Source organism: Stenotrophomonas maltophilia group sp. RNC7 (assembly GCF_030910085.1).
Taxonomy (GTDB): Bacteria; Pseudomonadota; Gammaproteobacteria; order Xanthomonadales; family Xanthomonadaceae; genus Stenotrophomonas; species Stenotrophomonas sepilia.
Map to the genome: position 1 here is coordinate 131,947 of NZ_JAVFVN010000783.1, position 19,092 is coordinate 151,038.

Sequence of the window (19,092 nt, forward strand, 5' to 3'; positions counted from 1 at the left end):
AAGCAACAGCAGGATCCGTGCCGATCAAGGTCGCTCCCAGAGCAGATCCCCGGCGAACCCTATCTGTCGAAACCCAGCAGCAGCGGGTCGTGGTCGGAGCTGCGCCACGGGCCCTGCACGTTGCGGCCCTGATAACCGCTGGCGTCCTGCTCATCGGCATTGCTGTGCCATTCGGCGGCACCGCGCAGGCGCCTGGCCATGCCCGGGCTCAGCAGCGCGTGGTCGAGGCGGCCGGTGTAGCCGTTGTAGACGTAGCTGTAGGGATGCTCGGCCTTGGCGACCTTGAACGCGTCCTGCCAGCCCAGGTCGTGCAGGGTGCGGATCGGGTCTTCCATCGCGTAGGCATTGAAATCGCCGAGCAGCACCGCGTCCTTTGTACCGGTACCGGTCGGATCCGTCTGCAGCCAGGCATGCAGCTGCTGCGCCGAGGTCATGCGGGTGGCGTTCCAGCAGCCCTGGTTGTCGTTGCGATCGGCGTCGGCGCCGCTGGCGTCGCGGCAGCCCTTCGACTTGAAGTGATTGGCCACCACCACGAACGGCGCGCCCTGCTTGCCCTGGAAGGCCTGCGCCAGCGGCACGCGGCTGTGCTCGACGAATGGGCCGCCGGTCAACGTAGCCGGCGTGCCGACCGGCTGCAGGCGTGAGCTGCGGTAGATGATGCCGACCCGGATCGGGTTGTCGCCGGGGCCGTTGCCGGCATCGACGAAGCGCCAGTCGCCCTGCGCGCCGCGGTCACGGTTGAGCGCATCGACCAGTTCGGCGATGGCCGACTGCGGGCCGTAGCCGTCGTTCTCCAGCTCCATCAGCGCGGCGACGTCGGCGCCCAGCGCGTTGACCGTGGCGACCAGCTTGGCCACCTGCGCCTTGTGCTCGTCCAGCGTGCGGGCGCCGCGCAGGGTCGGGAAGCCGCCGCCCTGGCCATCACCGTTGAAGAAGTTCTCCAGGTTGAAGGCGGCCACGTGCAGGCTGCCCGGCACCGTCGGCACCGCCGGGCGCCTGAGTTCCGGCAGTTTCAGCACACCTTCGACCTGCAGGCGCGGATGGCCCTGCGCGTCCATGCGCACGATGCCCTGCACGTCGCGCAGCTGCATGCCGGTGCGCAGCACGGGGCTGCCCGGCAGGTACGCCACGCTGGCGGGGTCTCGGGCATCACTGCCATCTTCCAGCACCAGGCGGCGGCGCTGGTTGTCGGCCATCACCTGCTCATAGCCGGCAGTACCCGGCGCGGCCACTTCGGTCGGCTGCCAGAGGCGACCATCGAAGGCTACGGTGAGCTGGCCGAAGCGCTCCAGGCCGTCGGTACCGGCCAGGGTCAGCGGTGCGGCGATGCGCACCCGCTGACCATCCAGCGCGCGCCAGTCGGCCGGCGCGGCGGTCAGCACCACGGTGGCGCTGCTGCGCGCGGCGGGCGCCGCGACCGGCGCGACCTGCGGCTGGGCCTGGGCAAAGGCGCTGGCCGGCAGCAGCAGGGACAGGGCAAGGGCGAGGGAACGGCGGCGCATCGACGGGCGACTCCATGGAAGAGGCGCACAGACTAACCCTGAAATGCGAAACGCCGCCTGCGCAGCGGGGGCATATGAGCGATCAGGCCTCGGTGGGCAAAGCTCAGTAGGTGGTAGAGCCGAGCCCACGCTCGGCTGCGCCTGGCCACACCGTGCGCAGAGCAGCCGAGCGTGGGCTCGGCTCTACAGGAAGCGGCGCGTTGCGGCGGCTATTTCAGGTTGCCCAGCATCCAGTCCACGGTGGCATGGATCTGTTCTTCGGTCAGTGCCGGGTTGCCGCCCTTGGGCGGCATGATGCCGCCGTCGGGGCCGGTATAGCCCTCGATGGCGTGCTTGTAGAGCGTGTCCTTGCCCTGCGCGATGCGCTTGTCCCAGTGCGAATGGTCCAGCGTCGGTGCCATGCCCACGCCGGTGGTGTGGCAGGCGGTGCACAGGTTGTCGAAGATCACCTTGCCATCCTTGGTGCCGCCGTAGGCCACCTGCGACGCGGCCTTGGCCAGCGCGGCGGCCTTGGCGGCAGCCTGCGCGGCGGCGCCGGTGCTGCCGGCGTAGACTGCACCGGTCGGCGAGATGCGCTGTTCGGTGCGTTTGGCCGCGGTCGGCGACACCTCGGGCGGAATCCGGGTGTGGATGTAGGCGGCAAGGAGGATGAGGCCGAGGGTGATGGTCGCCAGCAGCGCGATCACCATGGAGAAGCGTTTCAGGAACTCCAGATCGTAATTCCGCACTCTTCGTTACCCCTGGCTGATAGTCGTTGGACCACGGCTGAGCGACTGCGTGATGGGCCGAGTATAGAACGCACTTTGCGTGCGACAACAGGCGTCACTGCTGATGCGGCGCAGCATGCGGCCGTGGCCGCATGCGGGTAGCGCCGGGCCGTGCCCGGCGAGCGCGAAGCGCGGCAACAACGGTCGAGGTTGGCAACAGCCGCCGGGCTTGGCCCGGCGCTACCGGATTGCCGGGGCGCCGATCGCGCGCAGGCAGAAGCTGCAGATCGCATCCACCAGCGCGTCTTCGTCGCGGTGCGCTTCGCGGCTGGGTGCGGTCGGGCCGACCATCGCTTCGGTGAAGGCGCCGACCAGGCACGCAGCGGCCACATGCGCGTCCTGCGCCGGCAGCTCACCGGCCGCCACGCCCTCCTCCACCAGCCGCAGGAACACGTCGCCGAAGGCGCGACGACCGCGCATGCGCTCGGCTTCCACATCCGGGTCGACCGGTTCGACGATGAAGGCGTGCGCGAGCCCCGGCCCGGCCAGGGCACGGCGGACGAAGGCAGTGATCGCCAGCCGCAGCCGCTCGCTGGCCGCCTCCGGGCCACTGGCGATCCGCTCCATGATCGCGACCTCGTGGGCCACGGCGGCATTGAGGACTTCCACGAACAGCTCTGCCTTGGACGGGAAATGCCGGTAGATCAGGCCGGTGGACACCCCCGCCTGGGTTGCCACCGCAGTCACCGGGGCATTGCGCCAGCCGCCAGTGGCGACCAGCGCGCGGGTGGCCAGCAGGATCCGTTCACGGGCGCCCGCCAGGCGTTCTTCCATCAATGCAGAGCGTTTATAGGCCATGTTCTGATTCTAGTTTCAATTTTTGAATTCGTATTCACTTCTTACCCGAACCCCGCTACGCTGGGGCCATCGCCCGTGTGGGTGACGGTCCTGCAGACCGCCGCCCACTCCCCCGCCGGGTGCGTCCATTCCTGCCATCCCGCCGTGGAGCCACCACAATGCACGTGCCATCCCTGAACTTCGATCTTGGCGAAGACATCGACCTGCTGCGCCAGAGCGTGGCCCATTTTGCCGCCGCCGAGGTCGCGCCGCTGGCCGCCGAGGCCGATGCCAGCAACCAGTTCCCGCTGGCGCTGTGGCCGAAGCTGGGCGAACAGGGCCTGCTCGGCCTCACCGTGGAAGAAGCATACGGTGGCACCGGCATGGGCTACCTGGCCCACGTGGTGGCGATGGAGGAAATCTCGCGTGCCTCCGGCGGCATCGGCCTGTCCTATGGCGCGCACTCCAACCTGTGCGTGAACCAGCTGCGCAAGAACGGCAACGAAGAACAGAAGCAGCGCTTCCTGCCCGGACTGTGCAACGGCAGCCTGGTCGGCGCGCTGGCGATGAGCGAGCCGGGGGCCGGTTCGGACGTGGTGTCGATGAAGCTGCGCGCGGACAAGCGCGGCGACCGCTACGTGCTCAACGGCAACAAGATGTGGATCACCAACGGCCCGGATGCCGACGTGCTGGTGGTCTATGCCAAGACCGACATGGAGGCCGGCGCCAAGGGCATCACCGCGTTCCTGGTCGAGAAGGGCATGAAGGGCTTTTCCACCGCGCAGAAGCTGGACAAGCTGGGCATGCGTTCTTCGCCCACCTGCGAGCTGGTGTTCCAGGATTGCGAGATTCCTGAAGAGAACGTGCTGGGCCAGGTTGGCGGTGGCGTGCGCGTGCTGATGTCCGGCCTGGACTACGAGCGCGTGGTGCTGTCCGGTGGCCCGCTGGGCCTGATGGCCGCGGCCATGGACGTGGTGATGCCGTATGTGCACGAGCGCCACCAGTTCGGCGAGCCGATCGGCAGCTTCCAGCTGATCCAGGCCAAGATCGCCGACATGTACGTGGGCCTGGGTGCCTGCCGCGCGTATGTCTATGCCGTGGCACGCGCCTGCGACCAGGGCCGCACCACCCGCCAGGACGCCGCCGGTGCCATCCTGTACGCCGCCGAGAAGGCCACCTGGCTGACCGGTCAGGCGATCCAGATCCTGGGCGGCAACGGCTACATCAACGAATACCCGACCGGCCGCTTGTGGCGCGATGCCAAGCTGTATGAGATCGGCGCCGGCACGTCCGAGATCCGCCGCATGCTGATCGGCCGCGAACTGTTCCAGCGCACCCTGTAAGGCCACTGCGATGACCGTATTGAGCACCCAGCTGCAACCGGGCAGCGAAACGTTTGAAAGCAACCGCGCGGCCATGCAGGCCGTGGTCGACGACCTGCATGCCACCCTCGCCCGCACCGCGCTGGGTGGCAGCGAAGCCGCACGCGCCAAGCACACCGCGCGCGGCAAGCTGCTGGTGCGCGACCGCATCGACGCCCTGCTCGACCCGGGCAGCGCGTTCCTGGAAATCGCGCCGCTGGCCGCGCACGGCATGTACGAAGACGCCGTGCCGGCCGCTGGCGTAGTGGCCGGCATCGGCCGCGTGAGCGGCGTGGAATGCGTGATCGTGGCCAACGATGCCACGGTCAAGGGCGGCACCTACTACCCGATGACGGTGAAGAAGCACCTGCGCGCGCAGGAGATCGCCGAGCAGAACCACCTGCCGTGCATCTACCTGGTCGATTCCGGTGGCGCGTTCCTGCCGCTGCAGGACGAAGTCTTTCCCGACCGCGACCATTTCGGCCGCATCTTCTACAACCAGGCCAACCTGTCGGCGCAGGGCATTCCGCAGATCGCCTGCGTGATGGGCAGCTGCACCGCTGGTGGTGCCTATGTGCCCGCGATGAGCGACGAGACGGTGATCGTGCGCGAGCAGGGCACGATCTTCCTCGGCGGCCCGCCGCTGGTGAAGGCGGCCACCGGCGAAGTGGTGACGGCCGAGGAACTGGGTGGTGCCGATGTGCACACGCGCATCTCCGGCGTGGCTGACCACATGGCCGACAACGACCTGCAGGCGCTGGCACGGGTGCGCGCGATCATCGCCCAGCTCAACTGGCGCAAGCCGGAACCGGCGATGGCGGTGCAGGCCAGCGAAGAACCGCTGCTGCCAGCGCACGAACTGTACGGCGTGATCCCGGCCGATACGCGCAAGCCCTACGACGTACGCGAAGTGATCGCGCGACTGGTGGACGGCTCGCGCTTCGACGAATTCAAGCCGCGCTACGGCGCAACGCTGGTCACCGGCTTCGCCCATCTGAACGGCTACCCGATCGGCATCATCGCCAACAACGGCATCCTGTTCTCCGAGTCGGCACTGAAGGGCGCGCACTTCATCGAGCTGTGCACCCAGCGCAACATCCCGCTGGTGTTCCTGCAGAACATCACCGGCTTCATGGTCGGCCGCAAGTACGAACAGGGCGGCATCGCCAAGGACGGGGCCAAGCTGGTGATGGCGGTGGCCTGCGCCAAGGTACCCAAGTTCACCGTGGTGATCGGTGGCTCGTTCGGTGCGGGCAACTACGGCATGTGCGGCCGCGCCTATTCGCCCAACTTCCTGTGGATGTGGCCGAACGCGCGCATCGGCGTGATGGGTGGCGAACAGGCCGCCAGCGTGCTGGCCACGGTCAAGCGCGATGGCATCGAGGCCAAGGGCGGCCAGTGGCCGGCAGCGGAGGAAGACGCGTTCAAGGCGCCGATCCGCGACCAGTTCGAGCAGCAGGGCCACCCGTACTACGCCAGCGCGCGCCTGTGGGACGACGGCGTGATCGATCCGGCCGACACCCGCCGGGTGCTGGCGCTGGCGCTGTCGGCCAGCCTCAACGCCGCCCCGCAGCAGACGCGCTTCGGCGTGTTCCGCATGTAACCCGTGCCATGACCGAGCCTGTTGCCATGTTCACCAAAGTCCTGATCGCCAACCGCGGCGAAATCGCCTGCCGCGTCATCGCCACCTGCCGCCGCCTCGGCATCGCCACCGTGGCGGTGTATTCCGATGCCGACCGCAATGCACGCCACGTACGCCTGGCCGACGAGGCCATCCACATCGGCCCGGCCGCCGCGCGTGAGAGCTACCTGCGCGGCGACGCCCTGCTCGACGCCGCACGCCTGACCGGCGCGCAGGCGATCCACCCCGGTTACGGCTTCCTGTCCGAGAATGCCGACTTCGCCGATGCCTGCGCCGCCGCCGGCGTCACCTTCATCGGGCCGCCGGCCAGCGCGATCCGCGCGATGGGTGACAAGAGCGCGGCCAAGGCGTTGATGGCCAAGGCCGGTGTGCCACTGACGCCGGGCTACCACGGCGACCAGCAGGAGCCGGCGTTCCTGCGCGCGCAGGCCGATGCCATCGGCTACCCGGTACTGATCAAGGCCAGCGCCGGTGGCGGTGGCAAGGGCATGCGCAAGGTCGAACGCAGCGAGGACTTCGTCGATGCACTGGCCAGCTGCCAGCGCGAGGCCGCCTCGGCATTCGGCAACCACCATGTGCTGGTCGAGAAGTACGTCGAGCGCCCGCGCCATATCGAGATCCAGGTGTTCGGCGACAGCCACGGTGATGCGGTCTACCTGTTCGAGCGCGACTGCTCAGTGCAGCGCCGCCACCAGAAGGTGCTGGAAGAAGCGCCCGCCCCCGGCATGAGCCCCGAACGTCGTGCTGCGATGGGCAAGGCCGCGGTCGATGCCGCGCGCGCGGTGGGCTACGTCGGTGCCGGCACGGTGGAGTTCATCGCCGGCCCTGACGGCGATTTCTACTTCATGGAAATGAACACCCGCCTGCAGGTCGAGCATCCGGTCACCGAGTACATCACCGGCACCGACCTGGTGGAGTGGCAGCTGCGCGTAGCCTCGGGCCAGCCGCTGCCGCTGCGCCAGGAGCAGCTGGCGATCCACGGCCACGCCATCGAGGCGCGGCTGTATGCCGAAGACGCCGACCGTGGTTTCCTGCCGTCCACCGGCCTCCTGCGCCGCCTGCGCCTGCCGGCGCCGTCGACTCATGTGCGCGTGGATACCGGTGTCGAGGAAGGCGACAGCATCACGCCGTACTACGATCCCATGATTGCCAAGCTGATCGTCTGGGACGTGGACCGCGACGCCGCGCTGCGCCGCATGAGCCAGGCCCTGGCCGACTGCCAGGTAGTGGGCGTGACCACCAATGCCGGCTTCCTGCGCCGCCTGGTGAACACCGATTCGTTTACCCACGCCAAGCTGGATACCGCGCTGATCGAGCGCGAGCAGGCCGCATTGGCCCGGGTGGGTGACAGCGATGATGCGCTGTGGCTGCTGGCGGCGGTGGCCGCCGTGGCCACTACTGCAGGTGCAGCCAGCGACGCGCGCGACCCGCATTCGCCGTGGCAGGCGCAGGACGGCTGGCGCCTTGGCGCGCCCGCGCCGCGCGTGCTGCCGCTGCAGCAGGGCGAATGCCGGCACACGCTGAAGGTGTGGGCGCAGGCCGATGGCTGGCGCGTGCAGTGCGATGACGCGGCACCCGTGCAGGTGATCGGCACCGCCGATGTGCGCGGGCTGGCGGTACAGCTGGGCGGGCGCCGCTGGACACTGCAGCTGCTGCGCGAGGGTGACCAGCTGTACCTGTTCGGCACCGACGGCCAGCACCGTTTCACCCTGCATGATCCGGTGAGCGAATCGGACCACGCCGTGGCCGATGCCGGCAGCCTGCTGGCACCGATGCCCGGGAAGATCGTGGCCACGCTGGTCGCCGCCGGTACCGAGGTCAAGCGCGGCACGCCGCTGGTGGTGCTGGAAGCAATGAAGATGGAGCACACCCTGCAGGCGCCGGCCGACGGCACGGTGAAGGGCTACCGCGCCAAGGCCGGTGACCAGGTCAACGACGGCGCGGTGCTGGTGGACTTCGAAGCGGCGTGAACGCCGGGGCGACGGTCGCTCAGCGGTCGTCGCCCGCCGTCACCCGACCAGCGGGATCGAATTCGGCCGTGTCCAATGTGGCACTGCGCCAGCCCAGGCCGCAGATGGCCATCGCGCTCTGGCCGATGCCATCGAAGCCGAAGGCGCGATCGACATCGGCATCGTTGATGGCTGCGGTGACGAAGGCGGCCAGGCCGCGCTCGGTCGCGCACAGGTACAGCAGCTGCGAGATGTGGCCGACATCCAGCGTCACCGCACGATGCGCCTTGGCGTGGTTGCGGTACTTCCAGAAGCAGCGGTCATAGCGCGGCGCCAGCACCAGCAGCGCCGGTGCATCGGCGAACCACGCCTGACCGGACAGCATCCGCCGTGCCAGCGCGGGCAATGCATCAGGCGGCGGCGAGGGCAGCGGCAGCACGGCGTGCTGCACCGGGTGGTAGTGGTACAGGCCCGGTGCCAGTCCTTCCACGTTCTGCACCAGCAGGAAGCCTTCGGTGGGATGCAGGCCGCCACCGGAAGGCACGTTCTTCTTCAGGAACTCGGTATCGCGCTCGACCTTCTGCACCGCGTGCGCCATCAGCGTGCGTTGCAGCACCTGGGCCAGCAACGGCAGCGGCAGCGCGCGCTGCGGGTCGAAATTGCGGCAGGTGGTGCGGCGCGCCAGCAGTGCGTCGAACGCGGCCTCTTCGCTGCGCGGCAGCGGCTGGTAGTCGCCCTGCATGGGCTGCACCACCGGCGGCGGCGGCCCGAGGCGCTGGCGCAGGCCGGCAGCGGTGTCCAACCCCTGCCGGCGCATGTCCTCCACGCTGTCCACGGCCTGCCAGCGTGCATGGCGATGGGCCAGTGCAGCCAGCGGCCACCACTGGCTGCGCCGCAGCGCCTCGTCGCGCAGCTGGTGCCCCACCTCGCTCGGCGGGTCGGTCAGCAGCAGGCCCTGCTCGACCAGGCGGGCCAGCATCGCCGGGGAGGCATCGGCGGGCGGTTCGCTCCAGCGGTGCGCGCTGAGCTCGCCCAGCAGCTGGCGCTCCTCGGCATCCACCGGCAGTGGCTGGTCCAGATGCGCGGCCAGCGCCACCCAGCTGATCTGGCTGTCCATCTCGGCGTGGCCGGCCAGCATCGCGCGCAGGTCCAGGGTGACCGCCTCGCGGGGCTCGAACATCAGGCTGGCGCAGCGGCGCAGGCGCATGGGTTTCCTTCCTTCTGCCGCACAACCGGCATAGCAGCAACGACCGCGGCGCGGCCAACTTTAGCGATGTGCACAGCGCGGCCCTCAATGGCAGGCTGTCGCGGCCGATACGAGACACTCCACCTACGGACGATCCCCATGAGCACCCATCCCCGCCTTTCCGCCGCAGACGCCAGCCTCCTGCTGGACCACCTGATCGGCAATGACGACTTCCGCAGCCACTTCACCGCGTCGCCTGCCAAGGCGCTGGCCTCGATCGGGCTGGACGGTGCCGTTGGCGAGAACGACTGCATGAAGATCGGCACCCTGGCCTCGGTCGAAGAGCTGAGCCAGGTGCGTGACGGGCTGCAGGCCCACCTGTCCGGGTCGGTGGCGGCCATGACCGTGGTGTTCTGCTTCGAAGCCGGCAAGGTCGGCGAGCGCATCGACGGCTGACCCGCCATCAGGGCGCGCCGGCCGTGGCCGGCGTAGCCCACGTGGAGACGTCATGCACGTTCAGCGGTTGCCAGACCTGCATGGCGGTGACCTCGGCAATGGCCTGGCCGCGATGTTGGGCCAGCCAGGCCTGCTGGCGGCGTACCGCGGCTTCATTGCCCTGTGCGCGCACCGCGAGCAGCAGCACGACGTGTGCCTGCACCGGCTCGCTGCCATCGAGCATCGGCTCGATCAGGGTGCGGGCAGCCTCGGGCCGCTGCATCTGCAGTTCGTCCATGGCGCTGACGATGCGCAGCCAGCGGTCCGCGACCGGACTGCGCAGGCTGCGCAGCAGGGGCCGCTGCTCGTCCAGCCAGCGCCTGGCCAGTTCGAACTGGCCCTGCCGCTGCGCCAGGTGGACCAGTGCCAGCCATTGCAGGCCACGGGCATGCAGCATGGGATCATCACGCTCCTGCAGCATCGGCTGCAGCAGCGCCGCAATGGCCTGCAGCCCGGCACGGTCAGCGCTCGGGCACAGCGCCGCCACGCTGGCGTGCTGCAGGCGCTGCTGCACCTGCAGGTCGATCAGCGTCGGCGCCGCTGCATCTTCGCGTATCGCCTGCTGCATGGCCGCGCAATCGCGCTGCGCAGCAGCCAGCAACAACTGCGCACGCAGCTTCATCCGCTCCTGCAGTCCATCACTGGCGTGGATCTGCGGCAACAGCTGCGCGGCCTTCGCGTACTGTCCCTGCGCCACCAGCACATCCACGCCGGTCTCATCGGCATCATCGCGACCGCGCAGGACCTGCGCCTGGGCCAGCGTTTCGGCAGCGAGCTGCGGTTGGTTGGCAGCGATCTGTATCCGCACCAGATGGACCAGCGGATACAGCCGCAGCGGATCCTGCGGTACTGCGGCCGCACGCGCATAGGGTTCGGCCTCGCTGAACTGGTTGGCCTGCAGCAGGTACCAGGACGTGTTGGACAGCCCCGCGAACGAATCCGGATAGACCTTGGCCAACGTGCGCCATTGCTCCAGCGCCCAGCCACCCGGCTCCAGCTCGGCCATCCAGGCCTTCAGGTACAGCCGCTCGCGTGGCGGCAGCCGATCCTGCAGGTCCAGCGCATGCTGCATGGCTTCGCGTGCACGCCGCCCTGCCTCGACGCGCGCATGCAGTTTGGCCACGCCCATGTAGGCCAGGGCGAAACCGGGATCGATATCGATCGCCGCCTGGTACAGGTTGCGCGCCTCCTCGAAGCGACGCTGGCCCAGTGCACTCTCCGCCAGCGCGAATGCTCGCAGTGCGCGCAGGTCCTGGGTCGATGCCCGCGGCAGCGGCAACGACTGTTCCAGGCTCGCCACCGATTCGCCCAGTCCGCGACGCAGGCGCCCGACCACGTCGTCCACCGCGAACACCATCTGGTCGGATCGATCCACGGTGGCGGTGAACGTCTGGATCACCTGGCCGCTGCCGGGTGCGGCGACATCGATGGCCAGCTCGTAGCCACCGATCTTCTGCCGCACCGTCGGCAGCAGCACGGCGCGCGCGCCTTCCCGCACCGCCACGTTGGCCGCGGTATCGCGGCTGAGCCGGGTATCGCCCGAGAGCCGCGCCATTTCCAGGCTTTCGCGGATCTTGCCCTCCGACAGCACGTTCACGTAGCGCGATTGCTCCAGCGCGATCCGGATCGCGTGCCGCATCGAGTCGTCGAAGATCGAGTCGCCGGTGAGGTTGTCGACATCACCGAGCACCACCCAGTCGCGCTCGGCGAACGCGATCGCCGGTTCCGGCCGCAGCAGCAGCCAGCCGCCCAGCACCGCCACCGCCAGCACCAGGCCTTCGGCGGCCAGCACCAGCGGCTGCCGCCACAACGGCAGGTCGCGGCGGGCCTTGGCATTGGCACGCGGCATGCGCAGCGGTGCGGAGCCGATCTCGCCCACTTCGATCACTTCCTGTACCACCGGCACGCCCTTGAAGCGCCAGCGCCCGTGTGACTTCCACAACAGGCGCGTGCCGCGCTCGCCCAACGCATCGGTGGCACGGCGGGTCAGCGATTCGGCTACCGCCGACAACAGGATCTGGCCGGGCCGGGCCAGCATCATCAGGCGCGCCGCCATCGGCTTGGCCAGGCCTTCCACTTCCATCGACTTGGCGCCGGCGCGGACTGCCTCGGCACTGTTTTCCCAGGTCAGCACGTCGCCCACATGCAGGCCGGCACGCGCGCGCAGTTCAATCGCACGCTGCTGGCCCAGCGCATGCAGTTCACGCTGGTAGTCCAGGGCGAAGCCCAGGGCATCGATGGCGCGCTCGAACAGCATGAACAGGCCGTCCGAACGATCGATCAGCTGGCCATTCCAGCGGTGCTGCAGCACCAGCACCAGGCGGTCGTGTTCCTGGAACAGGCTCGCCGCCGCCACGTCGCCGATCCGCTCGACCAGCTGCAGCGAATCACACAGATCAGTGAACAGCAGGGCGCGTAGCTGTGGGCTATGCGGGGCTGACGTTCCGTTGTCGCCATTCATCGCCTGCATCTCCCTATTGGCCGTCCGGATCATCCACCCAGCGCAGGCAGTTGCCGCCATCACGCTTGGCCCGGTACAGCGCCCGATCGGCGCTGGCATACCACTCACTCCAGCCCGCGTCGGCATCCAACAGGCTGGCTCCGATGCTGACCAGGCTTACATGCGGCGTGCCGTGACTGCGCTCGAGCAGGCCGTGCACCGCGCTGAGGATGAACTCGGCAGCGTGCTGCACGATCTCGCGGTTGCCACGGCGCAGCATCAGGCAGAACTCATCGCCGCCAAGCCGGCAGGCCAGATCCTGTTCGCCAGCCATCGAGCGCAGGATGTTGCCCATGCTCTGCAGCACGCGGTCGCCGGCCTGGTGGCCGTGGCGGTCGTTGATCTGCTTGAAGCGGTCGCAGTCGATCAGCAGCAGCGCCTGTGGCGGCCCCTCGGCACGCTCGCGGCACTCCTGCAGGTACAGGGTGAGGCCACGGCGGTTGTGCAGGCCGGTCAGTTCATCGGTACGCACCAGCTCGCGGGTGTGGGTCAGCTGGTGGGTGGTGATGTAGAGGTTGTCCAGCGCGGTTTCCAGATCGTGGTTGCGCCGGCGCAGCTGGCTGATCAGGGCCTGTTCGTTGGCCAGCACGCGCATGATCGTGCGGCGCAGGAAATAGGCCACCAGGCCCGGATTGGATTCGACCAGCCGGTGGAAATCAGCCGGCCCCAGTTCCAGCACATCGCAGTCGACCAGCGCGCGCGCGCTCGCGCTGCGCAGGTGGTCGCCGACCAGCAGGCCCAGTTCTCCGAAGAACTCATGCTGCCCGAGTGTCTTGATCACCAGGTCCTCGCCGAAGTCCAGTTCGATCTGGCCTTCGAGGATCACATACATGCGCTCGCCGCGGTGACCACGCTGGAACAGCCACTGTCCGGCACGGAGCTTGCATGCGCGGGCGAATCTGGCAAACAATGCCACCTCGGCATCTGACAACAGCGCGTGCACGATCTCGGCCATCGCCACCCGGGCGATACCTGTCGTCACATCACTGTTCTCGGCCGCACCCCTGCCGGTCATTCCCTGCACCCGCCGCCAGCGTCCCCTGGTGAGCCGCGGAGCATAGCACCGCTTTAAAGTGTGCGCCCTATCTCATTTTGACCGCTCTGCCGATCTTGATTGATGTGAAGATCGGTGGTGGCCCGTTCTGGTCACGGGCGCCCGGGCAAAACCCCTGCTGTATCAATTCGATGCCGGGTTTCACAGGGTTTCGGCCAAGTTGCCGGAACCCGGGGTGCGCCTGATTGACGCTGCCCGCTGGCTGCCCCTTGCATCGATACAACAACGCCGGCAGGTCCCCCGACCGGCCGGCGTTGTCTGGCCCTTCCCTGGCCACCCTGATCACCCGGTGCCCGGTAGTGCCGGGCGCCGGCCCGCCCCCGCAAGGGGGTGGGGCAAAACCCAGGGGGGGCGGCCCCCCGGCGGCCACTACCGGATCACGCGGCGCGTTCGCTGCGCCCGCCATGGAACTGCTCTTCCTCGGTCGAGCCGGTCAGCGCGGTGGTCGACGACTGGCCCTGCTGAATCGCCTGGGTCACCGCATCGAAATAGCCGGTACCCACCTCACGCTGGTGCTTGACCGCAGTGAAGCCGCGCTCGGCCGCTTCGAACTCGGCTTCCTGCAGTTCCACGAACGCGCTCATCTGGCGGCGTGCGTAGCCGTGGGCCAGATTGAACATGCCGTAGTTCAGCGCATGGAATCCGGCCAGGGTGATGAACTGGAACTTGTAGCCGTAGCTGCCCAGCTCGCGCTGGAACTTCGCAATCGTGGCGTCATCCAGGTTCTTCTTCCAGTTGAAGCTGGGCGAGCAGTTGTAGGCCAGCAGCTTGCCCGGGAACTTCGCATGGATCGCCTCGGCGAACTTGCGCGCGAATTCCAGGTCCGGCTTGCCGGTCTCGCACCACACCAGGTCGGCGTAGGGCGCATAGGCCAGGCCGCGGCTGATCGCCTGGTCCAGGCCGTTGCGGGTCTTGTAGAAGCCTTCGACGGTGCGCTCACCGGTGGTGAACGGCTTGTCGTTGCCGTCGATGTCACTGGTCAGCAGATCCGCAGCTTCGGCATCGGTGCGCGCGACCAGCAGGGTCGGCACGCCCATCACGTCGGCGGCCAGGCGTGCGGCGTTGAGCTTCTCGATCGCCTCGCGGGTCGGCACCAGCACCTTGCCGCCCATGTGCCCGCACTTCTTCACCGAGGCCAGCTGGTCCTCGAAGTGCACGCCGGCGGCGCCGGCCTCGATCATCGCCTTCATCAGTTCAAAGGCGTTGAGCACGCCGCCGAAGCCGGCCTCGGCATCGGCCACGATCGGCTGCAGGAAGTCGATGTCATCCTTGCCTTCGGCGTGGTGCAGCTGGTCGGCGCGCAGCAGCGTGTTGTTGATGCGCTTGACCACCGCCGGCACCGAATCGGCCGGGTACAGCGACTGGTCCGGATACATCTGGCCAGCCAGGTTTGCGTCGGCCGCCACCTGCCAACCGGACAGGTAGATCGCCTTCAGGCCGGCCTTGACCTGCTGCATGGCCTGGTTGCCGGTCAGTGCACCCAGCGCGTTGACGAACTCGCGCTCATGCAGCGACGCCCACAGCTTCTCGGCACCCAGGCGGGCCAGCGAATGCTCGATGTGGACGGTGCCGCGCAGGCGCACCACGTCGGCGGCGCTGTAGTTGCGCTGGATGCCTTCCCAACGCGGGTGGGTATCCCAGTCGTGCTGGATCTGTTCGGCAGTGGGCAGCTTGCTCATGTCTTTCTCCAGTTCGGTTCGTGCGTGCAGCGGGGAGGGAAACGGCGGGTTTGCGGGCAGTCGGTCAATCGATGCGCGCGTAAGCCGGCAGGGTCAGGAAATCGGTCAGTTCGTCGCTGCGGCTCAGTTCGCCGAGCAGGGCGATGGCCTCGCTGATGCGCGCGCCACCGGGCAGCGCGGCGGTATCGCCCAGCCGTGCTGGCAGCTGCGCCAGGGTGGAATCCAGCAGGGCCAGGTCGATCGCGGTGCCATCGTCCAGCTGCTGGCCCGGCGTATGCAGCCACTGCCACAGTTGGCTGCGGCTGATCTCGGCGGTGGCCGCGTCCTCCATCAGGTGATGGATCGGCACACAGCCGTTGCCATCCAGCCAGGCGGCCAGGTAGCGCACGCAGACTTCCACGTTGCCTTCGAAACCGGCGCGGGTGATGGTGCCCGGCGGCCGCGCGATCAGTTCGTCGCGGCCGACGCGCACATCCTGGCGCAGCACGCTGTGCTGGTTCGCACCGGGCATGTGCTCGTCGAAGATCGCCATCGCCACCGGAATCAGCGCCGGGTGCGCGACCCAGGTGCCGTCGTGGCCGGCGCTGACTTCACGCAGCTTGTCGGCGCGCACGCGGGCCATCGCCTGCTCGTTGGCAGCGGCATCGTTGTTGATCGGGATCTGCGCGGCCATGCCGCCCATCGCATGCGCACCGCGGCGGTGGCAGGTCTGGATCAGCAGTTCCGAATACGCCTTCAGGAATGGCTGGGTCATGGTCACCTGACCGCGTTCGGGCAGCACGCGGTCGGCGTGGCGGCGGAAGGTCTTCAGGTACGAGAAGATGTAATCCCAGCGCCCGCAGTTCAGGCCGACGATGCGGTCACGCAGTGCGTGCAGGATCTCGTCCATCTCGAACACCGCCGGCAGCGTTTCGATCAGCACGGTCACCTTGATCTGGCCGTGCGGCAGGCCGAGCATCCCTTCGATGTGCGACAGCGCGGTTTCCCACAGCGCCGCCTCTTCCATGCTCTGCAGCTTGGGCAGGTAGAAGTACGGGCCACGATCCTTCGCCTGCAGGGTGCGGGCGTTGTGGAAGGCGAACACCGCTGCGTCGAACAGGCCACCGGCGAGGAACTGGCCGTCGATGCGCACGTGCTTCTCGTCCAGGTGCCAGCCACGCGGGCGCACGATCAGCACCGCCTGCTCGTCGTACGGGCGCAGCGTGTAGTGCTTGCCATTGGGGGCGGTGTATTCCAAGTCGCCACGCACCGCGGCGGCCAGCGACTGCTGTCCGGCCAGCAGGTTGCGCCAGGTCGGCGAGGTCGAATCCTCGAAGTCGGCCATGAACACCTTGGCGCCGGAGTTCAGCGCGTTGATGACCATCTTCGGGTCGGTCGGGCCGGTGATCTCGACGCGGCGGTCCTGCAGCGCGGCCGGCAGCGGCGCAACGCGCCAGTCGCCGCTGCGGATCGCAGTGGTGTCTTCACGGAAGTCCGGCAGGCCGCCCTGGTCGAAGAACGCCTGGCGTTCACGGCGGGCCTGCAGCCTCGCCTGCCGGCCCGGTTCCACCGCGCGGTGCAGCGACACCAGCAGGGCCAGCAGCGGCGCCGGCAGCACGGTGTCCTGGCCGGCCACGCGGGTCGCCAGGGCGATGCCGGGGGTGGCCTTGGTGGCGGGGGTGGGAACGGCGGAAGCGACGGCGGACATGAGGCGACTCCAGCGGTGGGGGAACGTCTCCACGGTGCCGCCGGGCCTCAGTATTTGGCAAAACAGTTTTTGCAATGTTTTACATAAGTTGTGCTAATACTCGTTACACGATGAGCACACGCACCGCGCCAAGTCCGCGTTTTTCCTACAAATCCGACCGGCTGAAGCCGCTGCGCGCGTTCTGCCAGACCGTGCGCCTGGGCTCGGTCTCACGGGCGGCTGAGGCACTTTTCGTCAGCCAGCCGGCCATCAGCCTGCAGTTGCAGGCGTTGGAACGGGAGCTGGGGGTGCCATTGTTCGAGCGCAGCGGGCGGCGCCTGGTGCCCAGCCGCGAGGGCCAGCTGCTGTACGAGATGGCACAGCCGCTGGTGGAGAACCTGGACGGGCTGGAGGCGCGCTTCCGCGACAAGGTGCGCGGCCTGGACGCGGGCGAGCTCAACATCGCCGCCAACAGTTCGACCATCCTGTACCTGCTGCCGAAGATCGTCGAACGCTTCCGCCTGCACCATCCGGACGTGCGCCTGACCCTGCACAACGCGATCAGCGCCGACGGCACCGACCTGCTGCGCGAGGATGCCGCCGACCTGGCGATCGGTTCGATGACCGATGTGCCGGCCGACCTGACCTACGCCCCGGCCTACCGCTTCGAGCAGGTGCTGATCGCACCGCACGATCATCCGCTGGCCAAGGGCGGCGAGCTGGAGCTGGCCGATATTGCGCGCTATCCGCTGGTGCTGCCGCCGAAGCGGCAGATCACCTACCGGCTGGTGGACCAGGTGTTCCAGCGCCACCGCATCGCCTACACCGTGGCGCTGGAGGTGGGGGGCTGGGAAGTGATCAAGCAGTACGTGGCGATGGGCATGGGCATTTCCATCGTGCCGGCGCTGTGCCTGAACGAGGCCGACCACGAGCGGCTGGCGGCGCGATCGATGAAGCGCTGGTTCCCCGAGCGCAGCTACGGGGTGATCGTGCGCCGGGGCAAGGCGTTGTCGGCGCAGGCGCGGGCGTTCATCGAGCTGATCCAGCCGGAGTTGTTCAGCCCGCGCGATTACGATCAGAGCGGGCATTCGGAGCGGTGAGGGGTGTTCGGCAGGGCTGCGCCCTGCACCCGCCGAAGCCGAAGCAACAGCAAAAGCCGGCTATCCGTGGGATGGCGGGGTGAGTCCGGTTGCGGGGGACGCCGTAAACCCGTCCTGAAGTGACCCCCGCAACCGGACCCACCCCGCCTTCGACAGTTGGTCGCTGCTGTTGGTGCCAGCTGCTGTTGGTGGGTGCCGACCGTTGGTCGGCACGGGATCGGATCCCATCTCTGATTCATTTCCGGCTGACGATGAATAAACTGGCCCCATGTCCATTGAACTGCGCCACCTGCGCTACTTCCTCGCTGTCGCCGATACGCTGCACTTCGGCCAGGCGGCGGAGCGGCTGGGCATGTCACAGCCGCCGCTCAGCCAGCAGATCCGCCAGCTGGAAGAACTGATTGGCGCGCGCCTGTTCGTGCGCAGCCATCGCCGCGTGCAGCTGACGCCTGCGGGCGAGCTGCTGCAGGAACGTGCACGCGCCATCGTGCAGCAGGTGGAAACGGCCGTGGACGAGGTACAGCGTGCACAGCGTGGTGAGCAGGGTGAACTGCATATCGGTCTGACTCGCGCCACGCCACTGTCACCGCAGATTCCGCGTTCGATCCTGCGCTACCGTCAGCAGTACCCGCAGGTGCGGCTGCAGCTGAGCGAGATGAACACGCTGCAGCAGATTGACGCGCTGCTCGACGGTTCACTGGACGTGGGCATCATCCGCAAGCGCGCGCTGCCGCCGGAACTGGTGGCGCACAGCCTGTTCGTCGACCCGCTGGCGCTGATCGTGCACGCCGACCACCCTGCCCTGCGCAGGCTGTCGAAGCAGGGCACGCTGTCGCTGCGCGACTTCGCGCAGGAGCCGTTCGTAGCGTTCCGCCGCAGCGCCGGCGCGGGCATCCACGACCACATGATCGCGTTGTGCGCAGCGGCGGGCTTCACGCCGCGCATCGTGCAGGAAGCCGGTGAAGCATCGACCTTGATCAGCCTGGCCGCTGCGGGCCTGGGTGCGGCGATCCTGCCGTCTTCATGCGATCACATACGCGTGGAAGGATCGCGCTTCGTGGCACTGGCCGATGCTGGCGCGCATTCGGAAGTGCAGCTGGCCTGGCACCGCGAACGGGTAACGCCGCTGATCCGCAATTTCGCCACGCTGCTGCGCGGAGCGTTCGCCGAGGGGTAGGCGTGCACTCCACCCGGGTAGTGGCGGCCGCGGGGCGGCCACCCCACCCCGGCCGGCCAGCCCGCCCGCCGCCGGCCCAAAACCTCCCGGTGGGGGAACCCCGCACCCGCGGGGGGGGGCGGGGCTGGGCGCCCGGTGGGGGGTGGGGGGCCGGGGGCCGCCACTACCCGGGTGGAGTGCACGCCTACCCCTCGGCGAACGCTCCGCGCAGCAGCGTGGCGAAATTGCGGATCAGCG

The 19,092-nt window shown here is 68.4% G+C and carries 14 protein-coding genes; 6 read left to right on the forward strand and 8 right to left on the reverse strand.

What is annotated here, in order from left to right; all coding sequences use genetic code 11:
• Window positions 1-59: 59 nt before the first annotated feature.
• The 3 genes from RCF13_RS19095 to RCF13_RS19105 form a co-directional block, all read right to left on the reverse strand.
• Window positions 60-1,502: an ExeM/NucH family extracellular endonuclease gene (locus tag RCF13_RS19095; RefSeq protein WP_061480268.1), complete on the reverse strand. Its 1,443-nt coding sequence runs from the start codon at window positions 1,500-1,502 to the stop codon at window positions 60-62.
• A 209-nt stretch (window positions 1,503-1,711) separates the two neighbouring features.
• Window positions 1,712-2,230, reverse strand: a complete 519-nt coding sequence (locus RCF13_RS19100; protein WP_005407662.1) for a c-type cytochrome — start codon at window positions 2,228-2,230, stop codon at window positions 1,712-1,714.
• 219 nt (window positions 2,231-2,449) lie between these two features.
• Window positions 2,450-3,067 carry a TetR/AcrR family transcriptional regulator gene (locus RCF13_RS19105; RefSeq protein ID WP_061480267.1) on the reverse strand — a complete coding sequence of 206 codons (618 nt, stop codon included), beginning with the start codon at window positions 3,065-3,067 and terminating at the stop codon, window positions 2,450-2,452.
• 158 nt (window positions 3,068-3,225) lie between these two features.
• Between RCF13_RS19105 and RCF13_RS19110 the strand changes: the two genes are divergently transcribed.
• Genes RCF13_RS19110 through RCF13_RS19120 form a run of 3 tightly spaced genes read left to right on the forward strand, consistent with a single transcriptional unit; the run spans window position 3,226 to window position 8,019 of the window.
• Complete coding sequence (locus tag RCF13_RS19110) at window positions 3,226-4,389, forward strand: isovaleryl-CoA dehydrogenase (protein WP_014035590.1); 1,164 nt, start codon at window positions 3,226-3,228, stop codon at window positions 4,387-4,389.
• A gap of 10 nt (window positions 4,390-4,399) precedes the next feature.
• Window positions 4,400-6,010, forward strand: coding sequence for a carboxyl transferase domain-containing protein (locus RCF13_RS19115; protein ID WP_134969390.1), 1,611 nt, complete (start codon window positions 4,400-4,402; stop codon window positions 6,008-6,010).
• A gap of 26 nt (window positions 6,011-6,036) precedes the next feature.
• A complete protein-coding gene (locus RCF13_RS19120; RefSeq protein WP_231352466.1) occupies window positions 6,037-8,019 on the forward strand; it encodes an acetyl/propionyl/methylcrotonyl-CoA carboxylase subunit alpha in 1,983 nt (660 codons plus the stop codon).
• A gap of 19 nt (window positions 8,020-8,038) precedes the next feature.
• Here the strand turns inward: RCF13_RS19120 and RCF13_RS19125 are convergent, their stop codons facing one another.
• Window positions 8,039-9,205, reverse strand: coding sequence for a putative peptide maturation dehydrogenase (locus RCF13_RS19125; RefSeq protein ID WP_061480265.1), 1,167 nt, complete (start codon window positions 9,203-9,205; stop codon window positions 8,039-8,041).
• 138 nt (window positions 9,206-9,343) lie between these two features.
• On the opposite strand from RCF13_RS19125, the gene RCF13_RS19130 reads away from it, so the two are divergent.
• Window positions 9,344-9,640: an NHLP-related RiPP peptide gene (locus RCF13_RS19130; RefSeq protein ID WP_005420725.1), complete on the forward strand. Its 297-nt coding sequence runs from the start codon at window positions 9,344-9,346 to the stop codon at window positions 9,638-9,640.
• 7 nt (window positions 9,641-9,647) lie between these two features.
• Here the strand turns inward: RCF13_RS19130 and RCF13_RS19135 are convergent, their stop codons facing one another.
• The 4 genes from RCF13_RS19135 to aceB all read right to left on the reverse strand — a co-directional run bounded on the left by RCF13_RS19135 (window position 9,648) and on the right by aceB (window position 16,599).
• Window positions 9,648-12,140 (reverse strand): putative peptide modification system cyclase, encoded by a 2,493-nt coding sequence (locus RCF13_RS19135; protein ID WP_308141449.1) that lies wholly within the window; start codon window positions 12,138-12,140, stop codon window positions 9,648-9,650.
• Between the two features lie 13 nt (window positions 12,141-12,153).
• Window positions 12,154-13,194: a GGDEF domain-containing protein gene (locus RCF13_RS19140; RefSeq protein ID WP_061480263.1), complete on the reverse strand. Its 1,041-nt coding sequence runs from the start codon at window positions 13,192-13,194 to the stop codon at window positions 12,154-12,156.
• 416 nt (window positions 13,195-13,610) lie between these two features.
• Entirely contained in the window at window positions 13,611-14,912 is a 1,302-nt protein-coding gene (gene aceA, locus RCF13_RS19145; protein ID WP_111201766.1) for an isocitrate lyase, read from the reverse strand.
• 64 nt (window positions 14,913-14,976) lie between these two features.
• On the reverse strand, window positions 14,977-16,599 hold the full coding sequence (gene aceB / locus RCF13_RS19150) for a malate synthase A (protein WP_231352463.1): 1,623 nt from the start codon (window positions 16,597-16,599) through the stop codon (window positions 14,977-14,979).
• 110 nt (window positions 16,600-16,709) lie between these two features.
• Here aceB and RCF13_RS19155 point away from each other — a divergent pair, with 110 nt between their 5' ends.
• Window positions 16,710-17,678, forward strand: a complete 969-nt coding sequence (locus tag RCF13_RS19155) for a LysR family transcriptional regulator (RefSeq protein WP_061480260.1) — start codon at window positions 16,710-16,712, stop codon at window positions 17,676-17,678.
• A 268-nt stretch (window positions 17,679-17,946) separates the two neighbouring features.
• Window positions 17,947-18,855: a LysR family transcriptional regulator gene (locus RCF13_RS19160; protein WP_061480259.1), complete on the forward strand. Its 909-nt coding sequence runs from the start codon at window positions 17,947-17,949 to the stop codon at window positions 18,853-18,855.
• Window positions 18,856-19,092: the final 237 nt, after the last annotated feature.